The 16,632-nt window shown below is 69.6% G+C and carries 15 protein-coding genes; 2 read left to right on the top strand and 13 right to left on the bottom strand.

Going from position 1 to position 16,632, the window contains the following annotated elements; all coding sequences use genetic code 11:
• Window positions 1–4 precede the first annotated feature (4 nt).
• The 12 genes from nuoL to C3492_RS17720 are packed head-to-tail and all read right to left on the bottom strand — an operon-like array spanning window position 5 to window position 12,903.
• Window positions 5–1,951 carry an NADH-quinone oxidoreductase subunit L gene (nuoL, locus tag C3492_RS17775; RefSeq protein ID WP_103812738.1) on the bottom strand — a complete coding sequence of 649 codons (1,947 nt, stop codon included), beginning with the start codon at window positions 1,949–1,951 and terminating at the stop codon, window positions 5–7.
• Between the two features lie 15 nt (window positions 1,952–1,966).
• Window positions 1,967–2,266 carry an NADH-quinone oxidoreductase subunit NuoK gene (gene nuoK, locus C3492_RS17770; RefSeq protein ID WP_030641022.1) on the bottom strand — a complete coding sequence of 100 codons (300 nt, stop codon included), beginning with the start codon at window positions 2,264–2,266 and terminating at the stop codon, window positions 1,967–1,969.
• Window positions 2,263–3,108, bottom strand: coding sequence for an NADH-quinone oxidoreductase subunit J (locus C3492_RS17765; protein WP_103812737.1), 846 nt, complete (start codon window positions 3,106–3,108; stop codon window positions 2,263–2,265). Before C3492_RS17765 ends, nuoK begins: the two co-directional genes overlap by 4 nt.
• Window positions 3,105–3,755, bottom strand: coding sequence for an NADH-quinone oxidoreductase subunit NuoI (nuoI, locus tag C3492_RS17760; RefSeq protein ID WP_103812736.1), 651 nt, complete (start codon window positions 3,753–3,755; stop codon window positions 3,105–3,107). Before nuoI ends, C3492_RS17765 begins: the two co-directional genes overlap by 4 nt.
• Window positions 3,748–5,115 carry an NADH-quinone oxidoreductase subunit NuoH gene (gene nuoH / locus C3492_RS17755; RefSeq protein ID WP_103812735.1) on the bottom strand — a complete coding sequence of 456 codons (1,368 nt, stop codon included), beginning with the start codon at window positions 5,113–5,115 and terminating at the stop codon, window positions 3,748–3,750. The genes nuoI and nuoH overlap by 8 nt, the downstream gene beginning before the upstream one ends.
• Window positions 5,112–7,640, bottom strand: a complete 2,529-nt coding sequence (locus tag C3492_RS17750) for an NADH-quinone oxidoreductase subunit G (RefSeq protein WP_103812734.1) — start codon at window positions 7,638–7,640, stop codon at window positions 5,112–5,114. Before C3492_RS17750 ends, nuoH begins: the two co-directional genes overlap by 4 nt.
• Window positions 7,637–8,983, bottom strand: coding sequence for an NADH-quinone oxidoreductase subunit NuoF (gene nuoF / locus C3492_RS17745; protein ID WP_103812733.1), 1,347 nt, complete (start codon window positions 8,981–8,983; stop codon window positions 7,637–7,639). The genes C3492_RS17750 and nuoF overlap by 4 nt, the downstream gene beginning before the upstream one ends.
• On the bottom strand, window positions 8,983–9,849 hold the full coding sequence (nuoE, locus tag C3492_RS17740) for an NADH-quinone oxidoreductase subunit NuoE (protein WP_103812732.1): 867 nt from the start codon (window positions 9,847–9,849) through the stop codon (window positions 8,983–8,985). Before nuoE ends, nuoF begins: the two co-directional genes overlap by 1 nt.
• Window positions 9,846–11,186, bottom strand: a complete 1,341-nt coding sequence (locus C3492_RS17735; RefSeq protein ID WP_103812731.1) for an NADH-quinone oxidoreductase subunit D — start codon at window positions 11,184–11,186, stop codon at window positions 9,846–9,848. The genes nuoE and C3492_RS17735 overlap by 4 nt, the downstream gene beginning before the upstream one ends.
• Window positions 11,183–11,977, bottom strand: coding sequence for an NADH-quinone oxidoreductase subunit C (locus tag C3492_RS17730; protein ID WP_374938354.1), 795 nt, complete (start codon window positions 11,975–11,977; stop codon window positions 11,183–11,185). The genes C3492_RS17735 and C3492_RS17730 overlap by 4 nt, the downstream gene beginning before the upstream one ends.
• Complete coding sequence (locus C3492_RS17725; protein ID WP_007383964.1) at window positions 11,974–12,528, bottom strand: NADH-quinone oxidoreductase subunit B family protein; 555 nt, start codon at window positions 12,526–12,528, stop codon at window positions 11,974–11,976. Before C3492_RS17725 ends, C3492_RS17730 begins: the two co-directional genes overlap by 4 nt.
• A 15-nt stretch (window positions 12,529–12,543) precedes the next feature.
• Window positions 12,544–12,903 (bottom strand): NADH-quinone oxidoreductase subunit A, encoded by a 360-nt coding sequence (locus tag C3492_RS17720; protein WP_003992243.1) that lies wholly within the window; start codon window positions 12,901–12,903, stop codon window positions 12,544–12,546.
• A gap of 741 nt (window positions 12,904–13,644) precedes the next feature.
• On the opposite strand from C3492_RS17720, the gene C3492_RS17715 reads away from it, so the two are divergent.
• A complete protein-coding gene (locus C3492_RS17715; protein WP_103812730.1) occupies window positions 13,645–14,469 on the top strand; it encodes a C40 family peptidase in 825 nt (274 codons plus the stop codon).
• A gap of 250 nt (window positions 14,470–14,719) precedes the next feature.
• The gene (def, locus tag C3492_RS17710; protein WP_103812729.1) at window positions 14,720–15,343 is read left to right on the top strand and encodes a peptide deformylase; all 624 of its coding nucleotides are present in this window, start codon (window positions 14,720–14,722) and stop codon (window positions 15,341–15,343) included.
• Here def and C3492_RS17705 read toward each other — a convergent pair whose 3' ends face one another.
• Entirely contained in the window at window positions 15,344–16,627 is a 1,284-nt protein-coding gene (locus C3492_RS17705) for a geranylgeranyl reductase family protein (protein WP_103812728.1), read from the bottom strand.
• Between the last annotated feature and the right edge of the window lie 5 nt (window positions 16,628–16,632).

Below are 16,632 nucleotides of genomic sequence, written 5' to 3'. Positions count from 1 at the left end.
GGTATCAGACCGCCCTCATCAGCAGGGTCGCGGCGACCAGGAGTGCCGCGCCGCCGAACATCGAGACCGCGTAGGAGCGGGCGAAGCCGTTCTGGAGTCGGCGCAGCCGTCCGGACAGACCGCCGAAGCCGGCCGCCGTGCCGTTGACGACGCCGTCGACCAGGGTGTGGTCGACGTACACCAGGGAGCGCGTCAGGTGCTCGCCGCCGCGCACCAGGACCACGTGGTTGAAGTCGTCCTGGAGCAGGTCGCGGCGGGCCGCGCGGGTGAGCAGGGAGCCGCGCGGTGCGACCGCCGGAACGGGCTTGCGGCCGTACTGGGCCCAGGCGATGGCGACGCCGACGACCAGGCAGACCATGGTGGCGCCGGTGACGGTCGCCGCGCTGAGCGGGGAGTCGCCCTCACTGTGTCCCGTGACGGGCTCCAGCCAGTGCAGGAAGCGGTCGCCGATGCTGAAGAAGGCACCGCCGAAGACCGAGCCGACGGCGAGGACGATCATCGGGATCGTCATGACCTTCGGGGACTCGTGCGGGTGCGGCTCGGCGTGCTCGCCCCGGGTCTCGGCGGCGGGCTCCACGCTGGGCTCGGCCGGGGACGCGGTCGGGGCGTTGCGCCACCGCTCTTCGCCGAAGAACGTCATCAGCATCACGCGCGTCATGTAGAAGGCGGTGATGGCCGCGCCCAGCAGGGCCGCGCCGCCGAGGATCCAGCCCTCGGTGCCGCCCTTGGCGAACGCCGCCTCGATGATCTTGTCCTTGGAGAAGAAGCCGGACAGGCCGGGGAAGCCGATGATGGCGAGATAGCCGAGGCCGAAGGTGATGAACGTGACCGGCATGTACTTCCTGAGGCCGCCGTAGCGGCGCATGTCGACCTCGTCGTTCATGCCGTGCATCACGGAACCCGCGCCGAGGAACAGCCCGGCCTTGAAGAAGCCGTGCGTCACCAGGTGCATGATCGCGAAGACGTAGCCGATGGGGCCGAGGCCCGCCGCGAGGACCATGTAGCCGATCTGCGACATGGTGGAGCCGGCCAGCGCCTTCTTGATGTCGTCCTTGGCGCAACCGACGATCGCACCGAACAGGAGCGTGACCGCGCCGACGACCGTGACGACCAGCTGCGCGTCGGGGGCGGCGTTGAAGATGGCACCGGAGCGGACGATCAGGTAGACCCCCGCCGTCACCATCGTCGCCGCGTGGATGAGCGCGGAGACCGGGGTCGGGCCCTCCATGGCGTCCCCGAGCCAGGACTGCAGCGGCACCTGGGCGGACTTGCCGCAGGCGGCGAGCAGCAGCATCAGGCCGATCGCGGTGAGCTTGCCCTCGGAGGTGTCACCGGTGTGGCCGAGGACCGGGCCGAAGGCGAAGCTGCCGAAGGTGGTGAACATCAGCATGATCGCGATCGACAGGCCCATGTCGCCGACCCGGTTGACCAGGAAGGCCTTCTTCGCGGCCGTGGCGGCGCTGGGCTTGTGCTGCCAGAAGCCGATCAGCAGGTACGAGGCGAGACCGACGCCCTCCCAGCCGACGTACAGCAGCAGGTAGTTGTCGGCGAGGACGAGCAGCAGCATCGCCGCGAGGAACAGGTTCAGATAGCCGAAGAAGCGGCGGCGCCGCTCGTCGTGCTCCATGTACCCGACCGAGTACAGGTGGATCAGCGAGCCGACGCCCGTGATGAGCAGCACGAACGTCATGGACAGCTGGTCCAGGCGGAAGGTGACGTCCGCCTGGAAGCCGGCCACCGGGACCCAGCTGAACAGGTGCTGCGTCAGGGTGCGCTGCTCCGCGCCCTTGCCGAGCAGGTCGGCGAAGAGGATGAGGCCGAACACGAAGGAGGCGGCCGACAGGAGCGTGCCGATCCAGTGGCCGACGCGGTCCAGACGCCGGCCGCCGACCAGGAGGACGGCCGCTCCGAGCAGGGGCGCCGCGATGAGCAGCGCGATCAGGTTCTCCACGATTCTTCCGACCCCTTACAGCTTCATCAGGCTGGCGTCGTCGACCGAGGCCGAGTGGCGGGCACGGAACAGCGACACGATGATCGCGAGACCCACCACGACCTCCGCGGCGGCGACGACCATCGTGAAGAAGGCGATGATCTGGCCGTCGAGGTTGCCGTGCATCCGGGAGAAGGTGACGAACGCGAGGTTGCAGGCGTTCAGCATCAGCTCGATGCACATGAAGACCACGATGGCGTTGCGCCGGATCAGCACGCCGGTCGCGCCGATCGTGAACAACAGGGCGGCGAGGTAGAGGTAGTTGACCGGGTTCACTTCGACGCCTCCTCGGGCCGCTTGAACGTCTCCGGCTCGATCGCCCGGCGCTCCAGGCGCTCCTCCGCGCGCTGCTCCAGCGCCCGCAGGTCGTTGAGGGCCTCCGCGGACACGTCACGGACCTGCCCGCGTTCGCGCAGCGTCTTGCTGACGGTCAGCTCGGACGGGGTGCCGTCGGGCAGCAGACCCGCGATGTCCACGGCGTTGTGCCGGGCGTAGACACCGGGGGCGGGCAGCGGCGGGACGTGCCTGCCCTCGCGGACCCGCTGCTCGGACAGCTCGCGCTGCGTCTTGGCGCGCTCGGTGCGCTCCCGGTGGGTGAGCACCATGGCGCCGACCGCGGCCGTGATGAGCAGCGCGCCGGTGATCTCGAAGGCGAAGACGTACTTGGTGAAGATGAGGGACGCCAGCCCCTCCACATTGCCGTTCGCGTTCGCCCGGCCGGTGCCGTCGAACTCCTTCAGGGAGGCGTTGCCGATGCCGGCGAACAGCAGGACCCCGAAGCCGGTCCCGCACAGCAGGGCCAGCCAGCGCTGGCCCTTGATGGTCTCCCTCAGGGAGTCCGCGGCCGTGACGCCGACGAGCATCACCACGAACAGGAACAGCATCATGATCGCGCCGGTGTAGACGACGATCTGCACGATCCCGAGGAAGTAGGCGCCGTTGGCCAGGTAGAACACCGCCAGGACGATCATGGTGCCGGCAAGGCAGAGCGCGCTGTGCACGGCCTTCTTCATGAAGACGGTGCACAGGGCGCCGATCACCGCGACCGTGCCGAGGACCCAGAACTGGAACGCCTCACCGGTGGAGGTGGTGTAGGCGGCGAGGTGCTGCGCGCTCATCGGCCGATCACCTTCTCCGAGGCCGGCTCGTCCTCGCCGAACGTGGAGGCGGCCTCCTGCGGGACCTCGCCCTTGGAGACGGCCACCTGGCGGACCGTACCGGGCGCGGCCTGCGTCACCAGGCCGCGGTAGTAGTCCTGTTCGTCCGTCCCCGGGAAGATCGCGTGCGGCGTGTCGACCATGCCCTCTTCGAGACCGGCGAGCAGCTGCTCCTTGGTGTAGATGAGGTTGGCCCGGCTGGAGTCGGCCAGTTCGAACTCGTTCGTCATCGTCAGCGCGCGCGTGGGGCACGCCTCGATGCACAGCCCGCACAGGATGCAGCGGGCGTAGTTGATCTGGTAGACGCGGCCGTACCGCTCGCCCGGCGAGTAGCGCTCCTCGTCGGTGTTGTCCGCGCCCTCCACGTAGATGGCGTCGGCGGGGCAGGCCCAGGCGCACAGCTCGCAGCCGACGCACTTCTCCAGGCCGTCCGGATGGCGGTTGAGCTGGTGCCGTCCGTGGAACCGCGGAGCCGTGGTCTTCTTCTGCTCCGGGTACTGCTCGGTCAGCCGCTTCTTGAACATGGCCTTGAAGGTCACGCCGAAGCCGGCCACGGGGTTCTGGAAACCGGGCTTGGTCTGCCCGGACTCCTGAGGCTCCTCAGCCATCGGACGCCTCCTTTCCATCCGAAGATCCGTCACTGACAGTGTCCGGTCCACCACTGACAATCAGCTCCCGCTCACCCCACCGGGGGCGGCGCCTCGGCACCGGCGGCAGCTCCTGCCCGGGCAGCGGCGGCACCGGGAACCCGCCCGCCATCGGGTCGAACGCCGGCTGCTCGTCTGCGGGTTGTCCGGCCGGCTTCGCCTTCTCGCGGAACATGTCGGCGACGAAGGAGATCAACAGCAGGGCGAGGACACCCCCGCCGACGTAGAGGGCGATGTCGGCGAAGTCGTAGTTTTCGTTGCGCAGGGCGCGGACCGTCGCGACCAGCATCAGCCAGGTCACCGAGACCGGGATGAGGACCTTCCAGCCGAGCTTCATCAGCTGGTCGTAGCGCACGCGCGGGAGCGTGCCGCGCAGCCAGATGAAGAAGAACAGCAGCAGCTGCACCTTGATGACGAACCAGAGCAGCGGCCACCAGCCGTGGTTCGCGCCCTCCCAGAAGGAGCTGACCGGCCAGGGGGCGCGCCAGCCGCCGAGGAACAGGGTGGTCGAGACGGCCGAGACCGTCACCATGTTCACGTACTCGGCGAGCATGAACATCGCGAACTTGATCGACGAGTACTCGGTGTTGAAGCCGCCGACCAGGTCGCCCTCGGACTCCGGCATGTCGAAGGGGGCTCGGTTGGTCTCGCCGACCATCGTGACGATGTACAGGATGAAGGAGACCGGCAGCAGCAGGATGTACCAGCGGTCGTGCTGCTGCTCCACGATCGTGGACGTCGACATCGACCCCGAGTAGAGGAACACGGAGGCGAACGCGGCGCCCATGGCGATCTCGTACGAGATCATCTGCGCGCAGGAGCGCAGGCCGCCCAGGAGCGGGTAGGTGGACCCGGAACTCCAGCCCGCCAGCACGATGCCGTAGATGCCGACCGAGGCGATGGCGAGGATGTAGAGCATCGCGATCGGCAGGTCGGTGAGCTGCATCGTGGTGCGGTGGCCGAAGATCGAGATCTCGTTGCCGGCCGGTCCGAAGGGGATCACCGCGATCGCCATGAAGGCCGGGACGGCCGCGACGATCGGCGCGAGGACGTAGACCACCTTGTCCGCGCGCTTGACGATGAGGTCTTCCTTGAGCATCAGCTTCACGCCGTCGGCGAGCGACTGGAGCATGCCCCAGGGGCCGTGCCGGTTGGGGCCGATGCGCAACTGCATCCAGGCGACGACCTTGCGCTCCCAGACGATGGAGAACAGCACGGTCACCATCAGGAACGCGAAGCAGAAGACCGCTTTGACGACGACCAGCCACCAGGGGTCGCGGCCGAACATCGAGAGGTCTTCAGCGGCGAGGTACGGGCTCATGCCTCCACCTCCTTGGGGGCCTCTTCGGCGACTGCCGCCGGGCCGATGCGGACGAGGGAGCCGGGACGTGCCCCGGTGTCGGAGGCGACGCCGGCACCGGCCGAGTTCAGCGGGAGCCACACCACCCGGTCGGGCATCTCGGTGATCTCCAGGGGCAGTCCGACCGTGCCGGCGGGGCCGGTGACGGTCAGGACGTCACCGTCCGCGACGCCCGCCTCGGCGGCCGTCGCGGCGGACACGCGCGCGCGTGCGGCGTGCCGGGTCCCGGCGAGCGCCTCGTCGCCCTCCTGGAGGACGCCCTGGTCGAGCAGCAGCCGGTGCCCGGCGAGCACGGCCTCGCCGACGGCCGGGCGGGGCAGCGCGCCCGCAATCTCCATGGGCCCGGAGGCACGGGGGCCGTCCCAGGAGCCGAGCCGGTCGATCTCCGCGCGCGTGGTGCGCAGATCCGGCAGGCCCAGCACCCGGCGCCCGTCGGCGCCTTCGGCACCGTCCATGGCGTCGGCGAGCATGTGCAGCACCCGCGTGTCGGTCGGCGGGAGCGGGCGGGTCATCTGGTCGGGCTTGAGCGCGGCCTCGAAGAAGCGCACGCGGCCCTCCCAGTTGAGGAAGGTGCCCGCCTTCTCGGCGACCGCGGCGACCGGCAGGACGACGTCGGCGTGGGCGGTGACCTCGCTGGGCCGCAGCTCCAGCGACACCAGGAAGCCGACGTTCTCCAGCGCCTCACGCGCGCGTGCCGGGTCGGGCAGGTCGGCGACCTCCACTCCGGCGACCAGGAGCGCCGAGAGTTCGCCGGTGGCGGCGGCCTCGACGATCTGGTGCGTGTCGCGGCCGTGGCGCGCCGGGAGTCCGGCGAGGCCCCAGGCCGCGGCGACCTCCTCCCGCGCGCGCGGGTCGGTCGCCGGGCGGCCGCCCGGCAGCAGCGACGGCAGCGCACCCACCTCGACGGCACCGCGCTCACCGGCCCGGCGCGGGATCCACACCAGTTCGGCGCCGGTCGCGGTGGCGGCGCGCAGCGCGGCGGTGAGTCCGCCCGCGACACCGGCCAGCCGCTCTCCTACGACGATGACGGCGCCCTCGGCGCGCAGGGCCTCGGCGGCGAGCGTGCCGGGCTCCTCCAGGCCGACGCCGCTCGCGAGCGCGTCCAGCCACTCCGTCTCGGTGCCCGGAGCGGCCGGCAGCAGCGTGCCGCCCGCCTTCTCCAGGCCCCGGGTGGCGTGCGTGGCCAGCGCGAACACCCGCTGCTTGCGCTTGCGCCAGGCCTTGCGCAGCCGCAGGAAGACGCCGGGTGCCTCCTCCTCCGACTCGAAGCCGACCAGCAGGACGGCCGGCGCCTTCTCCAGGGAGGTGTACGTGACACCCGTACCGTCGAGGTCCCGGCCGCGGCCGGCCACCCGGGCCGCCAGGAAGTCGGCCTCCTCACCGCTGTGCACGCGCGCGCGGAAGTCGATGTCGTTGGTGTCGAGCACCACGCGCGCGAACTTGCTGTACGCGTAGGCGTCCTCGACGGTCAGCCTGCCGCCGATGAGGACACCGGCCCGGGAGCGGGCGGCGCTCAGACCCCGCGCGGCCGCTTCCAGCGCCTCGGGCCAGGAGGCGGGCTCCAGGACACCGTCGGCGTTGCGCACCAGCGGCGTGTCGAGGCGGTCCCTCAGCTGCGCGTACCGGAACGCGAAGCGTCCCTTGTCGCAGATCCACTCCTCGTTGACCTCGGGGTCGTACGCGGCGAGCCGCCGCATGACCTTGCCGCGCCGGTGGTCGGTGCGGGTGGCGCAGCCGCCGGAGCAGTGCTCGCACACCGACGGGGAGGAGACGAGGTCGAAGGGGCGGGAGCGGAACCGGTAGGCGGCCGAGGTGAGCGCGCCGACCGGGCAGATCTGGATGGTGTTGCCGGAGAAATACGACTCGAACGGGTCGCCCTCGCCGGTGCCGACCTGCTGGAGCGCGCCCCGCTCGACCAGCTCGATCATGGGGTCGCCCGCGATCTGGTTGGAGAAGCGGGTGCAGCGGGCGCACAGCACGCACCGCTCGCGGTCGAGCAGCACCTGGGTGGAGATCGGTACGGGCTTCTCGTAGGTCCGCTTCTTGCCGTCGAAGCGGGACTCGGCGTTGCCGTGAGACATCGCCTGGTTCTGCAGCGGGCACTCGCCGCCCTTGTCGCAGACCGGGCAGTCCAGCGGGTGGTTGATGAGCAGCAGCTCCATCACACCGTGCTGCGCCTTCTCGGCGACCGGCGAGGTCAGGTGGGTCTTCACGACCATGCCGTCGGTGCACGTGATCGTGCAGGACGCCATCGGCTTGCGCTGGCCCTCGACCTCGACGATGCACTGGCGGCAGGCGCCGGCCGGGTCCAGCAGGGGGTGGTCGCAGAAGCGGGGGATCTCGATGCCGAGCTGCTCGGCGGCCCGGATGACCAGGGTGCCCTTGGGCACGCTGATCTCGATGCCGTCGATCGTCAGCGTGACGAGGTCCTCCGGCGGGACCGCCGCCTCTCCCCCACCCGCGGGAGCACTGGTGGTCACGGTCATGCGTTCACCTCCGGGCGGTCCGCCCAGGCCGTCGACTTGGCCGGGTCGAAGGGGCAGCCCCGGCCCGTGATGTGCTGCTCGTACTCCTCGCGGAAGTACTTCAGCGAGGAGAAGATCGGGGACGCGGCGCCGTCGCCGAGGGCGCAGAAGGACTTGCCGTTGATGTTGTCGGCGATGTCGGCGAGCTTGTCGAGGTCGGACATCACGCCCTTGCCGGCCTCGATGTCCCGCAGCAACTGCACCAGCCAGTACGTCCCTTCGCGGCAGGGTGTGCACTTGCCGCAGGACTCGTGGGCGTAGAACTCGGTCCAGCGGGTCACCGCCCGCACCACGCAGGTCGTCTCGTCGAAGCACTGCAGCGCCTTGGTGCCGAGCATGGAGCCGGCGGCGCCGACGCCCTCGTAGTCGAGGGGGACGTCGAGGTGCTCGTCGGTGAACATCGGCGTGGAGGAGCCGCCCGGCGTCCAGAACTTCAGGCGGTGGCCCGGCCGCATGCCGCCGCTCATGTCGAGGAGCTGGCGCAGCGTGATGCCGAGCGGGGCCTCGTACTGGCCGGGGCTCGCGACATGGCCGCTGAGCGAGTAGAGCGTGAAGCCCGGGGACTTCTCGCTGCCCATCGACCTGAACCAGTCCTTGCCGTTTTTCAGGATGGCGGGAACCGACGCGATCGACTCGACGTTGTTCACCACAGTGGGACAGGCATAGAGGCCTTCCACCGCAGGGAAGGGGGGACGGAGCCGCGGTTGCCCACGGCGGCCTTCGAGCGAGTCGAGCAGTGCGGTCTCCTCACCGCAGATGTACGCGCCGGCGCCGGCGTGCACGGTGAGCTGGAGGTCGAGTCCGCTGCCCAGGATGTTCTCGCCGAGGTACCCCGCCGCGTAGGCCTCGCGCACGGCCTCGTGCAACCGCCGCAGAACGGGGACGACTTCACCCCGCAGATAGATGAAGGCATGCGACGACCTGATGGCGTAGCACGCGATCACGATGCCCTCGATGAGGCTGTGCGGGTTCGCGAAGAGGAGCGGGATGTCCTTGCAGGTGCCCGGCTCCGACTCGTCGGCGTTGACAACCAGATAGTGCGGCTTTCCATCACCCTGAGGGATGAACTGCCACTTCATCCCGGTCGGGAATCCCGCGCCGCCGCGGCCCCGCAGCCCGGAGTCCTTGACGTACGCGATCAGGTCGTCCGGCGACATGGCGAGGGCCTTGCGGAGCCCCTCGTACCCCTCGTGCCTCCGGTAGACGTCCAGAGTCCAGGACCGGTCCTCGTCCCAGAAGGCCGACAGCACGGGTGCGAGCAGCTTCTCCGGGCTCGGGTCCTTGACCTCGGATACCACGGTCATCACTCCCCCTCCTCTGCGGTAGGCCCCGCGGGGTGGGCAGGGTCGGAGGCCGATGTGTCCTGCGGCGCGTCATGGGAGCTGAGGTGCTCGGCCGGCGACGGCTCGTGCACCCTGTCCTGCGGTTCCTCGTGCGGACCTCCGCGCGGATGGACCACGCGCGCGGGTGCGGCCTCTCCCTTTGCCAGGCGAAGGCCCACCAGCGACGCGGGTCCCGCACTGCCGCCCTCCTCGACGGCCCCGGGCCGCTCGTCGGGGAAGCCGGCCAGGATCCGCGCGGTCTCCTTGAAGGTGCACAGGCGCGCCCCGCGCGTGGGCTGCACGGAGCGCCCCGCCCGCAGATCGTCGACCAGGCGCTTGGCGCTCGCCGGGGTCTGGTTGTCGAAGAACTCCCAGTTGACCATCACGACCGGCGCGTAGTCGCAGGCCGCGTTGCACTCGATGTGCTCCAGGGTGACCTTGCCGTCGTCCGTGGTCTCGCCGTTGCCGACGCCCAAGTGCTCCTGGAGGGTCTCGAAGATCGCGTCGCCGCCCATGACCGCGCACAGCGTGTTGGTGCAGACGCCGACCTGGTAGTCACCGGACGGCTTGCGCCGGTACATCGTGTAGAAGGTGGCGACGGCGGTGACCTCGGCCGTGGTCAGACCCAGCATGTCCGCGCAGAACCGCATGCCGGTGCGCGTGACATGGCCCTCCTCCGACTGCACGAGGTGGAGCAGCGGCAGCAGGGCGGACCGGGAGTCCGGGTAGCGCGCGATCACTTCGCGCGCGTCCGCCTCCAGCCGGGCCCGGACGTCGTCCGGGTACGCGGGTGCGGGCAGTTCGGGCATGCCCAGGCTGACGCCCCGCTCGGAAGAAGAGGTGGTCACCGGTCGACGCCTCCCATCACGGGGTCGATGGACGCGACGGCGACGATGACGTCGGCGACCTGGCCGCCCTCGCACATCGCCGCCATGGCCTGAAGGTTGGTGAAGGACGGGTCGCGGAAGTGGACCCGGTAGGGGCGGGTGCCGCCGTCGGAGACCGCGTGCACCCCGAGTTCGCCCTTGGGCGACTCGACGGCGGCGTACGCCTGTCCCGGCGGGACCCGGAAGCCCTCGGTGACCAGCTTGAAGTGGTGGATCAGGGCCTCCATGGAGGTGCCCATGATCTTCTTGATGTGGTCGAGGGAGTTGCCGAGTCCGTCCGGTCCCAGGGCGAGCTGGGCGGGCCAGGCGATCTTCTTGTCGGCGACCATGACCGGACCGGGCTGGAGCCGGTCCAGGCACTGCTCGACGATGCCGAGCGACTGGCGCATCTCCTCCAGGCGGATGAGGAAGCGGCCGTAGGCGTCGCAGGTGTCGGCGGTGGGGACGTCGAAGTCGTACGTCTCGTAATCGCAGTACGGCTGGGCCTTGCGCAGGTCGTGCGGCAGGCCGGTGGCGCGCAGGATCGGGCCGGTCGCGCCGAGGGCCATGCAGCCGGCCAGGTCGAGGTAGCCGATGTCCTGCATGCGGGCCTTGAAGATGGGGTTCCCGGTGGCGAGCTTGTCGTACTCCGGGAGGTTCTTCTTCATCTTCTTCACGAACTCGCGGATCTGGTCCACCGCGCCGGGCGGCAGGTCCTGGGCGAGTCCGCCGGGCCGGATGTACGCGTGGTTCATGCGCAGGCCCGTGACCAGCTCGTAGATGTCGAGAATCATTTCACGATCACGGAATCCGTAGATCATGATCGTGGTGGCGCCCAGCTCCATGCCGCCGGTGGCGATGCACACCAGGTGGGAGGACAACCGGTTCAGCTCCATCAGGAGCACCCGGATGATCTTGGCCCGCTCGGTGATCTGGTCCTCGATGCCGAGGAGCTTCTCGACGGCGAGGCAGTAGGCGGTCTCGTTGAAGAAGGACGTCAGGTAGTCCATGCGCGTCACGAACGTGGTGCCCTGCGTCCACGTGCGGTATTCGAGGTTCTTCTCGATGCCGGTGTGGAGGTAGCCGATGCCGCAGCGGGCCTCGGTGACCGTCTCGCCCTCGATCTCCAGGATCAGGCGGAGCACCCCATGGGTGGACGGGTGCTGGGGACCCATGTTGACGACGATGCGCTCGTCGTCGGCGCGGGCCGCGGACTGGACGACCTCGTCCCAGTCGCCACCGGTGACCGTGTAGACGGTGCCCTCGGTGGTCTCGCGCGCGGACGCGGCCGACGCGGCGGATGCTGACTGCGTGCTCACGAGTACGACCTCCGCTGGTCCGGAGCCGGGATCTGGGCGCCCTTGTACTCGACGGGGATGCCGCCGAGGGGGTAGTCCTTGCGCTGCGGGTGGCCCTGCCAGTCGTCCGGCATCATGATCCGCGTCAGGGCCGGGTGACCTTCGAAGACGATGCCGAAGAAGTCGTACGTCTCGCGCTCGTGCCAGTCGTTCGTCGGGTAGACGGAGACCAGCGACGGGATGCGCGGGTCGCTGTCGGGCGCGCTGACTTCGAGGCGGATCAGCCGGTTGTGGGTGATCGAGCGCAGGTGGTAGACGGCGTGCAGCTCGCGGCCCTTGTCGTTCGGGTAGTGGACGCCGCTGACGCCGGTGCACAGCTCGAAGCGCAGGGCCGGGTCGTCGCGCAGGGTGCGGGCGACGCGGACCAGGTGCTCCCGCTCGATGTGGAAGGTCAGCTCGCCGCGGTCGACGACCGTCTTCTCGATGGCGTTACCGGGGAGGAGACCCTGTTCCTCCAGGGCGCCCTCCAGTTCGTCGGCGACCTCGTCGAACCAGCCGCCGTAGGGCCGGGTCGCCGGTCCCGGGAGTCGGACCGAGCGGACCAGCCCGCCGTAGCCGGAGGTGTCGCCGCCGTTGTTGGCGCCGAACATGCCGCGCTGGACGCGGATCTCCTCGCCGCCCTGGCCGCGCTGGCCGGGGAGGTTGGAGGCGGAGAGATCCTTCTCGGGGTTCACCCCGTTCGAGGAGCCGTTCACCCCGTTCGCGGGGCCGTTCGCCCCGTGGTTCCCCTGCGTGCCGTTCGCGTCGCTCACCGCAGCAGCCCCTTCATCTCGATCGTGGGCAGGGCCTTGAGCGCCGCCTCCTCCGCCTCGCGGGCCGCCTCCTCGGCATTCACGCCGAGCTTGGAGGACTGGATCTTCTGGTGGAGCTTGAGGATCGCGTCCATCAGCATCTCGGGGCGGGGCGGGCAGCCGGGCAGGTAGATGTCGACCGGGACGATGTGGTCGACGCCCTGGACGATCGCGTAGTTGTTGAACATGCCGCCGGAGGAGGCGCAGACGCCCATGGAGATCACCCACTTGGGGTTGGGCATCTGGTCGTAGACCTGCCTCAGGACGGGCGCCATCTTCTGGCTGACCCGGCCGGCGACGATCATCAGGTCCGCCTGGCGCGGTGAGCCGCGGAAGACCTCCATGCCGAAGCGGGCCAGGTCGTAGCGGCCGGCGCCGGTGGTCATCATCTCGATGGCGCAGCAGGCGAGGCCGAAGGTGGCCGGGAAGACGGACGCCTTGCGCACCCAGCCCGCGGCCTGCTCGACGGTGGTCAGCAGGAAGCCGCTCGGCAGCTTTTCTTCGAGTCCCATGTCGTTAAAGGCCCCTCAGTCCCATTCCAGGCCGCCGCGCCGCCATACGTACGCGTACGCGACGAAGACGGTGAGCACGAAGAGCAGCATCTCCACGAGCCCGAAGATCCCCAGGGCGTCGAAGGTGACGGCCCAGGGGTAGAGGAAGACGATCTCGATGTCGAAGACGATGAAGAGCATCGCCGTCAGGTAGTACTTGATGGGGAAGCGCCCGCCGCCGGCCGGCGTGGGGGTCGGCTCGATGCCGCACTCGTAGGCTTCGAGCTTCGCGCGGTTGTACCGCTTCGGACCGATCAGCGTGGCCATGACCACGGAGAAGATCGCAAAGCCTGCCCCGAGGGCTCCCAGTACGAGGATGGGCGCATACGCGTTCACCGCTCCTCGCTCCTCTCAGTCGGCACTGACTGCTGGCGGTTGCACTGGGCTCACACCGGCCTCACCGGTCCCACGAACCCCGCTGGCCCCGGCGAAGATCGCGAACATGTGAAGCAGGTCACAAGCCCAACTGCCTCGCATCTTATGCCCGCCGCTCTGTGATCTGCGACACGGGGTATTGCACAAGCTTTGTGATCTCCACCACCTGACGAAGGATCATGAAGTCGGATGATGAGTGATCTTCATACGCGAAGCGTTCAGTTGATCACCAGAAGTGACAATCTCGCATGTCATCGCAGGCCGGAGGGTGCGTCTCCATATCAAGAGACTTCCGATGCATGCAAATTGGCGATGGACGCGGGGGGCTGATAGAGGGGCGCGTTCACACCTCGGAGGGAGGTCGGGGCGGGATGTGGACGCGATGGGGGCACGTGCATGCGTTCACGAGCCGAGCAGGCGTCGGACGCCGCCATTCCGGTAATCGTTCCGTGACGTCCGCCACATTCATGAGAGACGTCTGAGAACCGGGCTTGGCCAACGAAGCCAACCAGTGGTAGCGGGGGGCAATTCGGACTTAATGATCAAAGACCGTGATCAAGGGCTTGATCACGGGCGTCCGCAATGTCCGTTACGGCGTCAATAAAGAGCGACACGCCCGGCTTTCCGGGGCTCGATTGAACAACTGTGGCGCAGCACACGTTTCTTGAAGATATGAAGGAGCCCCTGGTACCGGTTGTTCCCATGTCCCACACCGCTCACATACGCAGCCACCGGAAGCCCCGCCGCAGCGCGTCGACCCTCGCGATGCGGGCCGGAGTTGCCGGTGGCGTCCTCGGCACCCTGGCAGTCGCCGGGGCGTCCGGCTCGGCGAACGCTGCCGAGCCGGTGACGCAGACCCTCGAACTGCCCACCCTGACGGCCGACCTGGCCGCTCAGGCGGCCCAGTCCGCGGACGCCACCGAGCAGGCAGCCGCGAACTACCAGCTCCAGGCCGAGCGTGACGCGGCTGCCACGAAGGCCGCGAAGCAGGCCAAGGCGGACCTCGCCGACGCCAAGAAGAAGGCGGCGGAGGCAAAGAAGAAGGCCCAGGAGGCCGCCCGCAAGGAGGCCGCCGCCCGCGCCTCCCGCACCGCGGAGCGGACCACGCTCTCCACCACGGCGGACGCCGGCTCCACGTCCACGTCCACCACCACGAGCACGTCCACGGCCACCGGTTCGGCCGCGGCCGTCATCAGCTTCGTCAAGGCGCAGGTCGGCAAGGCGTACGTCTCCGGTGCCACCGGCCCCTCCGCCTACGACTGCTCCGGCCTGGTGCAGACGGCCTTCAAGCAGGTCGGCATCAGCCTGCCGCGCGTCTCCCAGGACCAGTCGACGGCCGGCACCCAGGTCTCGCTGAGCAACCTCCAGCCGGGCGACATCCTGTACTGGGGCGGCGCGGGCAGCGCGTACCACGTCGCGGTGTACGTCGGCGACGGCATGTTCGTGGGCGCGCAGAACCCCTCCACCGGGGTCGTGGAGCGCCCGCTGTCGTACGACCCGCCCACCGGCGCCGTGCGGGTGCTCTGAGCGCACTCCGCACCTCTCACACGCGTAGGGCCGCAGCCGCTCGGGGGCAGCGGCCCTCGCGGCGTCCCCGGAACGCCGTGCGCCGTCCTCGGACCGCCGTGTGCCCTTGGGCCGCCGTGCGGCGGCCCAGGCACGCCGTACGTCACCCCTGACACGCCTCGCCTGTCCCCGGCACGCCTCGCCTCGCTCCTGACATGCTCTGCCCGGGCCGCCGTCCGGTGGTCCGTCGCCGAGCGAAGGAGTCCACGCGATGCCATGCGTGTTCGTACAGGGAAGTCCCGCCGACCACTACCCGCCGTACGCCCCCGAGGCCGGGCGGGGCGCGGTGCGCCGTGTCACCGAGGTCGGCGAGGAGGTGCTGCACAAGCCGTGCCGGGACGTCACGGAGTTCGGGCCCGACCTCGCCGCGCTCATCGACGACATGTTCCGCACCATGTACGTGGCCGAGGGCGCGGGGCTGGCGGCGAATCAGGTCGGGGTGCATCTGCGGCTGTTCGTGTACGACTGCCTCGATGACGACGGAGTCCGACATGTCGGGCACATTGTCAATCCAGTACTCGAAACGCCCACGACCGGGCGACGACTGCTGGACGAGGGCGAGGGGTGCCTGTCGGTGCCGGGTGCCGTGATGGCCGTACCGCGGCCGGACCGGGCCGTCGTGCGCGGACAGGACAGGGACGGCCACGCCGTCGTCGTCGAGGGCACCGGGTACTTCGCGCGGTGCCTGGCCCACGAGACCGACCACACCAACGGGTACGTCTATCTGGACCGGCTCTCGAAACGGGACAAGAAGGACGCGCTGCGGCAGATGGCGGACCGGCGGGACGCGGTGTACGCGCGCCGGGCCGCCAACGCCGCGGCTTTCAGCGCCTAGTCACGCCTTCGGGGCCACCTTGCTCAGGCCGTTGATGATGCGGTCCATCGCATCGCCGCCCGTGGGGTCGGTGAGGTTCGCCAGCAGCTTCAGGGTGAACTTCATCAGCAGCGGGTGGGTCAGACCGCGCTGGGTGGCGATCTGCATGACCTTCGGGTTGCCGATGAGCTTCACGAAGGCGCGGCCGAGCGTGTAGTAGCCGCCGTAGGTGTCCTTGAGGACGCGCGGGTAGCGCTGGAGGGCGATCTCGCGCTGGGCGGGCGTCGCGCGCGCGTGGGCCTGCACGATGACGTCGGCGGCGATCTGGCCGGACTCCATGGCGTAGGCGATGCCCTCGCCGTTGAAGGGGTTCACCAGGCCGCCGGCGTCACCGACGAGCAGCAGTCCGCGCGTGTAGTGCGGCTGGCGGTTGAAGGCCATGGGCAGGGCGGCGCCGCGGATCGGGCCGGTCATGTTCTCCGGGGTGTAGCCCCAGTCCTCCGGCATGGAGGCGCACCACGCCTTGAGGATCTCGCGCCAGTCCAGCTCCTTGAAGGAGGCGGAGGTGTTCAGCACGCCGAGGCCCACGTTCGACGTGCCGTCGCCCATGCCGAAGATCCAGCCGTAGCCGGGCAGCAGGCGGTCCTGGGGGCCGCGGCGGTCCCACAGTTCCAGCCAGGACTCCAGGTAGTCGTCGTCGTGGCGGGGGCTGTGGAAGTACGTGCGGACCGCGACGCCCATCGGGCGGTCCTCGCGGCGGTGCAGGCCCATCGCCAGGGAGAGGCGGGTGGAGTTGCCGTCGGCGGCGACGACGAGCGGCGCGTGGAAGGTGACCTCGCGCTTCTCCTCGCCGAGCTTGGCGGTGACGCCGGTGATGCGGCCGGTGCGGTCGTCGAGGACCGGGCCGCTGACGTTGCAGCGCTCGTACAGCCGGGCGCCGGCCTTCTGGGCGTTGCGGGCGAGCTGCTCGTCGAAGTCGTCGCGCTTGCGGACCAGCCCGTAGTTCGGGTAGGCGGCGAGGTCCGGCCAGTCGAGCTGGAGGCGGGAGCCGCCGCCGATGATGCGCAGGCCCTTGTTGCGCAGCCAGCCGGCCTCCTCGGAGATGTCGATGCCCATGGCGACGAGCTGCTTGACCGCGCGCGGGGTGAGGCCGTCGCCGCACACCTTCTCGCGCGGGAACTCGGTCTTCTCCAGGAGCAGGACGTCGAGACCGGCCTTGGCGAGGTGGTACGCGGTCGTGGAGCCGGCTGGCCCCGCGCCCACGACGATCACATCGGCGGTGTGGTCGGAGAGGGGCTCGGTCACGGCGG

The sequence above is a fragment of the Streptomyces sp. Ru62 genome (assembly GCF_002920615.1).
Classification (GTDB): Bacteria; Actinomycetota; Actinomycetes; order Streptomycetales; family Streptomycetaceae; genus Streptomyces.
This window is presented reverse-complemented; position numbering and strand designations above follow the sequence as displayed.